This is a genomic window from Staphylococcus sp. EG-SA-10 (assembly GCF_017151945.1).
GTDB classification, from domain to species: Bacteria; Bacillota; Bacilli; order Staphylococcales; family Staphylococcaceae; genus Staphylococcus; species Staphylococcus aureus.
In genome coordinates this window covers 31,970-44,504 of sequence record NZ_JACVZJ010000017.1, presented here as the reverse complement: position 1 = coordinate 44,504, position 12,535 = coordinate 31,970, and the positions used below count along the sequence as shown (strand labels likewise).

10 protein-coding genes are annotated in these 12,535 nt (G+C 32.0%); 8 read left to right on the top strand and 2 right to left on the bottom strand.

The genetic code is table 11. The annotated features are described in order from the left end of the window. Nucleotides 1-261: 261 nt before the first annotated feature. The 4 genes from IDG45_RS10670 to IDG45_RS10655 all read left to right on the top strand — a co-directional run bounded on the left by IDG45_RS10670 (nt 262) and on the right by IDG45_RS10655 (nt 5,424). Nucleotides 262-1,899 (top strand): ribulokinase, encoded by a 1,638-nt coding sequence (locus IDG45_RS10670; RefSeq protein ID WP_000122357.1) that lies wholly within the window; start codon nt 262-264, stop codon nt 1,897-1,899. 213 nt (nt 1,900-2,112) lie between these two features. Further along, nucleotides 2,113-3,078 carry an L-threonine 3-dehydrogenase, SDR-type gene (locus IDG45_RS10665; protein WP_000723301.1) on the top strand — a complete coding sequence of 322 codons (966 nt, stop codon included), beginning with the start codon at nt 2,113-2,115 and terminating at the stop codon, nt 3,076-3,078. A gap of 335 nt (nt 3,079-3,413) precedes the next feature. Continuing rightward, the gene (locus tag IDG45_RS10660) at nt 3,414-4,490 is read left to right on the top strand and encodes a branched-chain amino acid aminotransferase (protein ID WP_000076028.1); all 1,077 of its coding nucleotides are present in this window, start codon (nt 3,414-3,416) and stop codon (nt 4,488-4,490) included. 250 nt (nt 4,491-4,740) lie between these two features. Further along, nucleotides 4,741-5,424, top strand: a complete 684-nt coding sequence (locus IDG45_RS10655) for an HAD family hydrolase (RefSeq protein ID WP_000454784.1) — start codon at nt 4,741-4,743, stop codon at nt 5,422-5,424. Between the two features lie 115 nt (nt 5,425-5,539). Here IDG45_RS10655 and IDG45_RS10650 read toward each other — a convergent pair whose 3' ends face one another. Both IDG45_RS10650 and IDG45_RS10645 read right to left on the bottom strand, forming a co-directional pair. After that, nucleotides 5,540-6,202, bottom strand: coding sequence for a deoxynucleoside kinase (locus IDG45_RS10650; protein WP_001067263.1), 663 nt, complete (start codon nt 6,200-6,202; stop codon nt 5,540-5,542). Further along, nucleotides 6,195-6,812, bottom strand: coding sequence for a deoxynucleoside kinase (locus tag IDG45_RS10645; RefSeq protein ID WP_001039519.1), 618 nt, complete (start codon nt 6,810-6,812; stop codon nt 6,195-6,197). Before IDG45_RS10645 ends, IDG45_RS10650 begins: the two co-directional genes overlap by 8 nt. 66 nt (nt 6,813-6,878) lie before the next feature. On the opposite strand from IDG45_RS10645, the gene tadA reads away from it, so the two are divergent. The 4 genes from tadA to sdrC all read left to right on the top strand — a co-directional run bounded on the left by tadA (nt 6,879) and on the right by sdrC (nt 12,270). After that, nucleotides 6,879-7,349, top strand: coding sequence for a tRNA adenosine(34) deaminase TadA (gene tadA / locus IDG45_RS10640; RefSeq protein ID WP_000180281.1), 471 nt, complete (start codon nt 6,879-6,881; stop codon nt 7,347-7,349). 146 nt (nt 7,350-7,495) lie between these two features. Next, nucleotides 7,496-8,365, top strand: coding sequence for a Cof-type HAD-IIB family hydrolase (locus tag IDG45_RS10635; protein ID WP_031927684.1), 870 nt, complete (start codon nt 7,496-7,498; stop codon nt 8,363-8,365). 19 nt (nt 8,366-8,384) lie between these two features. Next, complete coding sequence (locus IDG45_RS10630; protein WP_000677260.1) at nt 8,385-8,951, top strand: NADPH-dependent FMN reductase; 567 nt, start codon at nt 8,385-8,387, stop codon at nt 8,949-8,951. Nucleotides 8,952-9,381: 430 nt separating this feature from the next. Continuing rightward, nucleotides 9,382-12,270, top strand: a complete 2,889-nt coding sequence (sdrC, locus tag IDG45_RS10625) for an MSCRAMM family adhesin SdrC (protein ID WP_206171622.1) — start codon at nt 9,382-9,384, stop codon at nt 12,268-12,270. The last annotated feature ends 265 nt before the right edge of the window (nt 12,271-12,535 follow it).

Sequence of the window (12,535 nt, the reverse complement as noted above, 5' to 3'; positions counted from 1 at the left end):
AATTCATGATTTTATTCTTTTCTTTAATCATGAAAGAATTACATTAAAAATGGCTGATTCTGTATAACAACAAAACCAACCATTAATTTTAATTATTTAATTGTCTACTAGACTGGGTGCAGTTCACCATATGTAAATGTATGAGGGCTCTTTTTTTGGCAAAATTTAAGTGATACTTGTAAAATAGAACCTATTATGAGTATGATTTAAGAAAACGCTTGCAAAAATAATAACCGCAACTAGCGATATGGAGGAAACATGATGTCTTATAGCATTGGAATTGATTATGGAACTGCTTCAGGCCGTGTGTTTTTAATTAATACAACTAACGGTCAAGTAGTATCAAAATTTGTGAAACCATATACACATGGTGTCATTGAGAGTGAATTAAATGGTTTAAAAATACCACATACATATGCACTTCAAAATAGTAATGATTATTTAGAAATTATGGAAGAAGGAATATCATATATAGTACGTGAATCAAAAATAGATCCAGTCAATATAGTAGGTATTGGTATAGACTTTACTTCATCTACTATTGTTTTTACTGACGAAAACCTTAACCCGGTACATAATTTAAAACAATTTAAAAACAATCCACATGCGTATGTGAAACTTTGGAAACATCATGGTGCATATAAAGAGGCAGAGAAATTATATCAAACTGCTATTGAAAATAATAATAAGTGGTTAGGCCATTATGGATATAATGTTAGTAGTGAATGGATGATTCCCAAAATAATGGAGGTCATGAATCGAGCACCAGAAATTATGGAAAAAACGGCTTATATTATGGAAGCGGGCGATTGGATTGTAAATAAATTAACTAATAAAAATGTACGCTCGAATTGTGGATTAGGTTTCAAAGCATTTTGGGAAGAAGAAACAGGGTTTCATTATGATTTATTTGATAAAATAGACCCCAAATTATCAAAAGTAATTCAAGATAAAGTATCTGCACCGGTTGTTAATATTGGTGAAGCAGTAGGGAAACTGGACGATAAAATGGCACAGAAATTAGGATTATCAAAAGAGACTATGGTAAGTCCTTTTATTATTGATGCCCATGCTAGTTTATTAGGTATTGGGTCTGAAAAAGATAAAGAAATGACTATGGTGATGGGAACAAGTACATGCCATCTTATGTTAAATGAAAAGCAACATCAAGTGCCAGGTATATCAGGTTCTGTAAAAGGAGCAATTATTCCAGAATTATTTGCTTATGAAGCGGGACAATCAGCAGTAGGTGATTTGTTTGAGTATGTCGCTAAGCAAGCACCAAAGTCATATGTAGATGAAGCAGTAAATAGAAATATGACTGTATTTGAATTAATGAATGAAAAGATAAAACATCAAATGCCAGGTGAAAGTGGGCTCATTGCTCTTGATTGGCATAATGGAAATCGAAGTGTATTAAGTGATAGTAATTTAACAGGTTGTATCTTTGGATTAACTTTACAAACTAAGCATGAGGATATTTATAGAGCATATTTAGAAGCTACAGCATTTGGTACTAAGATGATTATGCAACAGTATCAAGATTGGCATATGGAAGTAGAAAAAGTATTTGCATGTGGCGGTATACCTAAAAAGAATGCTGTTATGATGGATATCTATGCGAATGTACTGAACAAAAAACTAATTGTTATGGATAGTGAGTATGCACCAGCAATAGGCGCAGCAATATTAGGTGCAGTCAGTGGTGGCGCACATAATTCAATTAATGATGCAGTTGATGCTATGAAAGAGCCAATTTTATACGAAATTAATCCAGAAGCGGAAAAAGTACAAAGATATGAAACATTATTTAAAGCTTATAAGGCTTTACATGATATCCATGGATATAAAAAAGCTAATATAATGAAAGATATCCAGAGTTTAAGAGTTGAGGGATAAAAAATTTAATTTGACAGTAATTAGTAATATTCAACGCTATAAATTACTAAAATTAATTAATACAGCTAGAATTTTCATTTACAGAAATATCAGCAACATGTACATGTCATATATACAAGAAAGCGCTTTTATATTATAATTATTATGAAAATGAATATTATGTCCACTTGTGATGGACTATGGTTATATAGAAGAGACAAAGGAGATATTTCTATGAAAAAAATTATGATTACTGGTGCATTAGGACAAATTGGTACAGAATTAGTTGTTAAGTGCAGAGAGATTTATGGGACGGATAATGTTCTTGCTACAGATATTAGGGAACCTGAAGCAGACTCACCTGTACAAAATGGACCATTTGAAATCTTAGACGTAACAGATCGTGACCGCATGTTTGAGTTAGTTAGGGACTTTGAAGCGGATAGTCTAATGCATATGGCAGCATTATTATCAGCAACTGCTGAGAAAAATCCAATTCTTGCTTGGGATTTAAATATGGGTGGATTAATGAATGCATTAGAAGCTGCAAGAACTTATAATTTGCACTTTTTCACACCAAGTTCAATTGGTGCATTTGGAGACTCAACTCCTAAAGTTAATACGCCACAAGTAACGATTCAGCAACCTACGACAATGTATGGTGTAAATAAAGTAGCGGGAGAATTATTGTGTCAATACTATTTCAAACGTTTTGGTGTAGATACAAGAAGTGTTAGATTCCCAGGTTTAATCTCTCATGTTAAAGAGCCAGGTGGCGGTACTACAGACTATGCTGTTGAAATATACTTCAAAGCAGTAAGAGAAGGTCATTATACAAGCTTCATAGATAAAGGCACATATATGGATATGATGTATATGGATGATGCAATTGAAGCAATTATTAAACTTATGGAAGCAGACGACGCTAAATTAGAAACTAGAAATGGTTATAATTTGAGCGCAATGAGTTTTGATCCAGAGATGGTAAAAGAAGCAATTCAAGAATACTATCCAAATTTTACATTAGATTATGATGTTGATCCTATTAGACAAGGTATCGCTAATAGTTGGCCGGATTCTATTGATACAAGCTGTTCACGTGGCGAATGGGGATTTGATCCTAAATATGATTTAGCGAGCATGACTAAATTAATGTTAGAAGCTATTGAACAAAAAGATACTGTTAAAAATAATAACTAATCATTTCCATTCACTTTAATACACGGAATGATATTTTAAATTACTCTTTATTTTAATAAACTAGTACATGAATTCTAATATTATTCATTATATGTATTGAATTCGCGAGCTTAGTTCATTTTAAAGTAAAGAGTTTTTTGTATGTAAAGTATATTAGTAAAACACAGATTACTTGTCTCTGTGAAATTAATACGTTTATACTAAAAGATATAGTCTTTCTAGAAAATCTGTTAATTAATTTTGAATTTTTAGAAAATTTATTGAACAGCAAAATATGGATTGTTATAATTTAAGTTAAACAAATTCTTATACAATATTATTAGGAGGCAATCACCATGTCACAAGCAGTTAAAGTTGAACGACGAGAAACATTAAAACAAAAACCAGATACATCTCAACTAGGTTTTGGTAAATATTTTACTGATTATATGTTGAGTTATGATTATGATGCAGATAAAGGATGGCATGATTTGAAGATAGTACCTTATGGTCCTATTGAAATTTCACCTGCTGCACAAGGTGTTCATTATGGTCAATCGGTATTCGAAGGATTAAAAGCATATAAAAGAGATGGGGAAGTTGCACTTTTCCGTCCTGAAGAAAATTTTAAGCGTCTTAATAACTCGTTAGCACGATTAGAAATGCCTCAAGTAGACGAAGCAGAATTGTTAGAGGGGCTAAAACAATTAGTTGATATAGAGAGAGATTGGATTCCTGAAGGGGAAGGTCAATCATTATATATTCGTCCATTTGTTTTTGCAACAGAAGGGGCACTTGGCGTTGGTGCATCACATCAGTATAAATTATTAATTATTTTATCTCCTTCAGGTGCATATTATGGTGGTGAAACTTTAAAACCAACTAAAATCTATGTAGAAGATGCATATGTGCGTGCTGTTCGTGGCGGTGTAGGCTTTGCGAAAGTTGCAGGTAACTATGCGGCAAGTTTATTAGCACAAACTAATGCAAATAAATTAGGTTATGACCAAGTATTATGGCTTGATGGTGTTGAACAGAAATATATCGAAGAAGTTGGTAGCATGAACATTTTCTTCGTTGAAAATGGCAAAGTAATTACACCAGAGTTGAATGGCAGTATTTTACCTGGTATTACACGTAAATCTATCATCGAATTAGCTAAAAACTTAGGATATGAAGTCGAAGAGCGCCGCGTTTCAATCGATGAATTATTCGAATCATATGATAAAGGTGAGTTAACAGAAGTATTTGGTAGTGGTACTGCAGCAGTTATTTCACCTGTGGGTACATTGAGATACGAAGATCGTGAAATCGTTATTAATAATAATGAGACTGGTGAAATTACTCAAAAATTATACGACGTCTATACTGGTATTCAAAATGGTACTTTAGAAGATAAAAATGGTTGGAGAGTCGTTGTACCAAAATATTAATAAAAATTGAATATGATCATGAAAACAATATGTAAAAGTTAATCATGACTAAAATCCCTTTCAATGAAGCGAAGCATGGTAATAAATTAAGTTTACAATGTTTATTGTTAAGTATTGAAGGGGATTTCACTTATTATTATATTTAATTCAATATTTAAAAAGAACAATACTACGAGTTCATTTTCAGGGAAATAACGAACATCATAGAATCAGCATAATACGAAATAAATAAATAGGAGTATTGATATTAATGGAATGGATATTATTTGATAAAGATGGTACGTTAATTGAATTTGATAGAAGTTGGGAAAAAATAGGGGTAAGATTTGTACAATCATTGCTTGAGACTTTCCCAGTACATAATAAAGAAGCTGCTTTAAGACAACTCGGTGTCATTAAAGAATCTATTGATCCAAAATCAGTGATGGGTTCAGGATCTTTACAACAAATTATTCAGGCATTTAATGATGTGACTGGACAAGATACAACCGACTGGTCCAAGTCAACAAGTCAAAAGTTGGTAGATGAACGTATTCCTGAAATTAATTGGGTAGAAGGTGTTAAAGAAGCACTTATCGATTTGAAAGCAAAAGGCTATCAACTAGGTATTGTTACGAGTGATACTAAAAAAGGCGTAGAACAATTTTTAGCACATACCAATGCTACCTCGTTGTTCGATTTGATCATTTCTACCGAAGCGGATGCCTATGAGAAGCCAAATCCTAAAGTATTATCGCCTTTATTTGAGCAATATAATGTAGATCCTCAGAAAGTAGCTATAGTAGGAGACACTGCTAATGATATGAAGACTGCAAGTAATGCAAATTTAGGTATGGCAATAGGCGTATTAACAGGTATTGCAACAAAAGAAGAATTACATGAAGCTGATATTATTTTAAATAGTGCGGCAGATATTTTAGAAGCTTTAAATTAAAAAGAAAGACATAGTGTATATGTGAATTAATGTATTCGATAGAATTGATAAAATAATCGATGATTTCTATGGAAGTTACATTGAATTAAAGCACATACACTATGTCTTTAGTCTTTTATCGTGTATCTACTTGTCGATACGTTTTTATAATATGAGCGATTTTATCAATCATAGGATTTAAAGAATCAGGATTTTTGTGTATATCATATTCATTAATGTTGATACGTACAACTGGACATGCATTAAAGCTGTTAATCCAATCGTCATAACGTTTAAATAACTTTTTCCAATATTCAGGATCAGTATTTATTTCCATTTCGCGACCACGTTCAATAATACGATCAATGACCTCATCATAGTTACATTCTAAATAAATCATTACATCAGGTTTAGGAAAATAAGGTGTCATGACCATGGCATTAAATAAGTCTGAATATGTTTTGAAATCCTCTTTACTCATTGTGCCTTCTTCTTCATGCATTTTTGCAAAAATATCAACATCTTCATAAATTGATCGATCTTGGACAAAGCCACCACCATATTCAAACATACGCTTTTGTTCTTTAAAACGTTCAGCTAAGAAGTAAATTTGCAAATGGAAACTCCATCGTTCAAAATCGCTGTAAAATTTATCTAAATATGGATTATGTTCGACATTTTCAAAAGACGTTTTAAAGTTTAATTTATCTGCAAGTGCTTGCGTTAGTGTTGATTTCCCAACACCAACTGTACCTGCAATGGTTATAATGGCATTTTGTGGAATACCGTAATTATTCATTGGTAATATCTCCTATCATAGGTAATATAATATGTAATATATCTTCGTAATCTTGTTCATTTTTTAGAAAATCAATAGAAGTTGTATCGATTAAAACTACATTTGAACCATTACTTTGTAAGGACTCATAATACTCACGATAATCTTTTTTTAACTTTAACAGATATTCATCTTCTATTTGATGTTCAAAACTACGGTTACGTTTAGCAATTCTAGATTTTAACACATCAAGGTCTGCATCTAAAAAGATAATCATATTCGGCATAATCATATCTTCAGTTAAAATATCATAAATTTTACTGAATTTCTGAAATTCAACAGAACTCAAAGTATTTTTAGCAAATATCTTATTTTTATGTATATGATAATCACTAACTACACCTTGATTTAGTTGTGTTACATCTTGAAATTGCTTATATCTATTGCATAAAAAGAACATTTCAGTTTGAAAACTCCATTTAGAGATATCTTCGTAAAAGTCTGATAAAAATGGATTTTCTGTGATGATTTCTTTTTCTTCATAAAAATCTAAAGTTTGACTTAATTTGTGTGCAAGTGAAGATTTACCTACGCCAATAGGGCCTTCAATTGCTATAAAAGGTTTGTTCATATTCACATCTCCAAATGTTAAAATAGACATTGAGTATTGTACCATAAGTGAGGTATCTGGACATAAATGACAAATGATATATATTTTATGACATTAGCGATTGAAGAAGCTAAAAAAGCAGCTCAACTAGGCGAAGTACCTATAGGTGCTATCATCACTAAAGATGATGAAGTTATCGCTAGAGCACATAATTTAAGAGAAACACTACAACAACCAACGGCGCATGCTGAACATATTGCAATTGAACGTGCAGCCAAAGTGTTAGGTAGTTGGCGTTTAGAAGGTTGCACATTATATGTAACCTTAGAACCATGTGTCATGTGCGCAGGAACAATTGTAATGAGTCGCATTCCAAGAGTCGTCTATGGCGCAGATGATCCTAAAGGTGGTTGTAGTGGCAGTTTAATGAATTTATTGCAACAATCTAATTTTAATCATCGTGCAATTGTTGATAAAGGTGTACTTAAAGAAGCATGTAGCACATTATTAACAACATTTTTTAAAAACTTAAGAGCCAATAAGAAATCCACCAATTAGACGATAGTACATACTAATTAAAATTTGTTAGAATTACATTATATGATAAATTAATGACAATATAAATGTTAATAGAAAAGTATGTGCGCTGAGTATATATTCTTATTTAAGAACAAGATTTTAAATTTACGAAACGAGGTAACATAATGATAAAACTAATAGCCACTGATATGGATGGCACGCTACTTAATGCAGCACATGAAATTTCTCAACCTAATATTGATGCGATTAAATACGCTCAAGAACAAGGGATAACGGTTGTTATCGCGACAGGTCGAGCATTTTATGAAGCACAAGCACCAGTTGCTGACACAGATTTAACAGTACCATATATTTGTTTGAATGGTGCTGAAGTACGTGATGAAACTTTCAATGTAATGAGCACTTCACACCTTAATAAATCGTTAGTACACAAAATTACAAATGTTTTAAAAGATGCAGATATTTATTATCAAGTATACACGAGTCGTGCAATTTATACTGAAGATCCACAAAGAGATTTAGACATTTATATAGATATTGCTGAGCGTGCAGGTCAACACGCAAACGTTGAGCGTATTAAAAATGGTATTCAAAGACGCATAGATAATGGTACGTTGAAAGTTGTTGATAATTATGATGCTATTGAAAACATACCTGGTGAATTAATTATGAAAATATTAGCATTTGATGGAAATTTAGAAAAAATTGACAAAGCTAGTAAAATTTTAGCTGAATCTCCGAATTTAGCTATATCATCATCTTCGAGAGGAAATATAGAAATAACGCATTCAGATGCACAAAAAGGTATTGCGCTAGAAACAATTGCCGAAAGATTAGAGATTGAAATGAAAGATGTCATGGCAATAGGTGACAATTTAAATGACTTATCAATGTTAGAGAAAGTTGGCTATCCAGTTGCGATGGAAAATGGTGCAGAAGAAGTTAAAAAAATAGCGAAATATGTCACAGATACGAATGAAAATAGTGGTGTTGGAAAAGCTATTATGAAATTATTACGTGAACAACAAGTTTAATAAAAAAGAGGGGTCAAATATGAAAGGATTAATTATTATTGGCAGTGCACAAGTGAATTCACATACAAGTGCACTAGCAAGATACTTAACTGAGCATTTTAAAACACATGATATTGAAGCGGAAATATTCGATTTAGCAGAAAAACCGTTAAATCAATTAGATTTTTCAGGAACAACACCGTCTATTGATGAAATCAAACAAAATATGAAAGATTTAAAAGAGAAAGCAATGGCGGCGGACTTTTTAATATTAGGAACGCCAAACTATCATGGTTCATATTCTGGAATATTGAAAAATGCATTAGATCATCTAAATATGGATTATTTTAAAATGAAACCTGTAGGCTTAATAGGAAATAGTGGTGGTATTGTTAGTTCAGAGCCATTGTCACATTTAAGAGTAATCGTCAGAAGTTTACTAGGCATTGCTGTACCAACTCAAATAGCAACACATGATTCTGATTTTGCTAAAAATGAAGATGGTTCATATTACTTAAATGATAGTGAATTCCAATTACGAGCAAGATTATTCGTCGATCAAATTGTATCATTTGCGCATAATAGTCCATATGAACATTTAAAATAAATTAAAAAATATGTAAATATACATTAAAAATAGGTATGTAGCTTAAGGTGTTTCATTGAGAATGCTTTTAAGTCACATGCCTATTTTTTTGTTCTAATGCACCAATAGTAAGCCTTTGAGTTTACTGTTGTGAGCAATGTTATTAATTAAAATAAGATGTAATAGCGAAATGAAAACAAGCTTAGATTAAAAGTAAGGTTTAAAAATATAGATAAATAATTTAAAACAATTGAAGAAAAAAAGTATTAAAAATTGCAATTCTTAAACTGAAATTCATATTAATATTTACTGCAAATAACATTGTAAAATAAAGAAAAATAATTAAAGTATTTCACTTTATTGAAATTTATATTACGATAGTAATGCATAAATTTATATATGCAAAATATTATATTTATCAAATTTTGATATTTTAAAGGAGTATTATTAAATGAATAATAAAAAGACAGCAACAAATAGAAAAGGCATGATACCAAATCGATTAAACAAATTTTCGATAAGAAAGTATTCTGTAGGTAATGCTTCAATTTTAGTGGGGACAACATTGATTTTTGGGTTAAGTGGTCATGAAGCTAAAGCGGCAGAACATACGAATGGAGAATTAAATCAATCAAAAAATGAAACGACAGCTCCAAGTGAGAATAAAACAACTGAAAAAGTTGATAGTCGTCAACAAAATAATATTGAACAAAGTACAACGTCAGACCAACCAAAAGTAAATGAGTCTGATAATACTTCAGTTAAAGAAACTACTGAAGAACCTCAAAATACAACTTCTACACAACCAACTAAACAAAATAACGATGCGACGGCAAATAAAGATAATTTAGCGGCTCAAAATATTTCAACGCAGGCTAAAAATGTTTCAACTACTCCCAAAACAACGAATATTAAGCCAAGAACATTAAACCGTATGGCTGTGAACACAGTAGCGGCACCACAACAAGGTACAAATGTTAATGATAAAGTTCATTTTTCAAATATTGATATTGCTATTGATAAAGGACATGTCAATAAAGATACTGGCAAAACTGAATTTTGGGCGACTTCTAGTGATGTTTTAAAATTAAAAGCGAATTACACAATCGATGATTCTGTTAAAGAGGGCGATACATTTACATTTAAATATGGACAGTATTTCCGTCCGGGTTCTGTAAGATTACCTTCACAAACTCAAAATTTATATAACGCCCAAGGTAATATTATTGCAAAAGGTATTTATGATAGTAATACAAACACAACAACATATACTTTTACGAATTATGTAGATCAATATACAAATATTAGCGGTAGCTTTGAACAAGTCGCATTTGCGAAACGTGAAAATGCAACGACTGATAAAACTGCTTATCCAATGGAAGTTACATTAGGAAACGATAAATATAGTAAAGATGTCATTGTCGATTATGGTAACAAGAAAGCACAACCGCTTATTTCAAGTACAAACTATATCAACAATGAAGATTTATCGCGTAATATGACTGCATATGTAAATCAACCTAAAAATACATATACTAAACAAACGTTTGTTACTAATTTAACTGGATATAAATTTAATCCAAATGCAAAAAACTTCAAAATTTACGAAGTGACAGACCAAAATCAATTTGTTGATAGCTTTACACCTGATACTTCAAAACTTAAAGATGTTACTGATCAATTCGATGTTATTTATAGTAATGATAATAAAACAGCTACAGTCGATTTAATGAAAGGCCAAACAAGCAGTAATAAACAATACATCATTCAACAAGTTGCTTATCCAGATAATAGTTCAACAGATAATGGGAAAATTGATTATACTTTAGACACTGACAAAACTAAATATAGTTGGTCAAATAGTTATTCAAATGTGAATGGCTCATCAACTGCAAATGGCGATCAAAAAAAATACAATCTTGGTGATTATGTTTGGGAAGATACAAATAAAGATGGTAAACAAGATGCTAACGAAAAGGGTATTAAAGGCGTGTATGTCATTCTTAAAGATAGCAATGGTAAAGAATTAGATCGTACTACTACTGATGAAAATGGTAAATATCAGTTCACAGGTTTGGGAAATGGGACTTACAGTGTAGAATTTTCAACGCCAGCAGGTTACACACCAACCACTGCAAATGCAGGAACTGATGATGCTGTTGATTCAGATGGTTTAACAACAACAGGTGTCATTAAAGATGCAGATAATATGACATTAGACAGTGGTTTCTATAAAACGCCAAAATACAGTTTAGGTGATTATGTTTGGTACGACAGTAATAAAGATGGTAAACAAGATTCAACTGAAAAAGGTATCAAAGATGTTAAAGTTACTTTATTAAATGAAAAAGGCGAAGTAATTGGAACAACTAAAACAGATGAAAATGGTAAATACCGCTTTGATAATTTAGATAGTGGTAAATACAAAGTTATTTTTGAAAAGCCTGCTGGCTTAACACAAACAGGTACAAATACAACTGAAGATGATAAAGATGCAGATGGTGGCGAAGTTGACGTAACAATTACGGATCATGATGATTTCACACTTGATAATGGCTACTACGAAGAAGAAACATCAGATAGCGACTCAGATTCGGACAGCGATTCGGATTCAGACAGCAACTCAGATTCAGATAGCGACTCAGATTCAGATAGTGACTCAGATTCAGATAGTGATTCAGATTCAGATAGCGACTCAGATTCAGATAGCGACTCAGATTCAGATAGTGATTCAGATTCAGATAGTGATTCAGATTCAGATAGCGACTCAGACTCAGACAGTGATTCAGATTCAGATAGCGACTCAGACTCAGACAGTGATTCAGATTCAGATAGCGACTCAGATTCAGACAGCGACTCAGACTCAGATAGTGACTCAGACTCAGACAGCGACTCAGACTCAGAAAGTGACTCAGACTCAGACAGTGACTCAGATTCAGACAGCGATTCAGACTCAGATAGCGACTCAGATTCAGACAGTGAATCAGACTCAGACAGTGACTCAGATTCAGATAGCGATTCAGATTCAGGCAGTGACTCAGATTCAGACAGTGAATCAGACTCAGACAGTGACTCAGATTCAGATAGCGATTCAGATTCAGGCAGTGACTCAGATTCAGATAGCGACTCAGACTCAGACAGTGATTCAGACTCAGATGCAGGTAAGCATACACCGGCTAAACCAATGAGTGCAGTTAAAGACCATCACAATAAAGCGAAAGCATTACCGGAAACAGGTAGTGAAAATAACGGTTCAAATAATGCAACGTTATTTGGCGGATTATTCGCAGCATTAGGATCATTATTGTTATTCGGTCGTCGTAAAAAACAAAATAAATAATATTATTTCATCCAGGTCCGTGAGGCCTGGTTTTTTATTTATATGGAATACATAAATCGAAAATTGTAAGTAGCATATGCAATTTAATTTGACGTAAAAATGTAAGTGTCTATGAATTAAAAAAACTCATATATTCATTTCAATATTGGATAATAATATTTTTGTGATAATCAAATAAAAATTAAAAAACTCATAAAAAATCTTATTTAAATATAAAACCTAAATAACTTTTTGTGATAAAGAAAAATAATTAAAGTATTGTGCT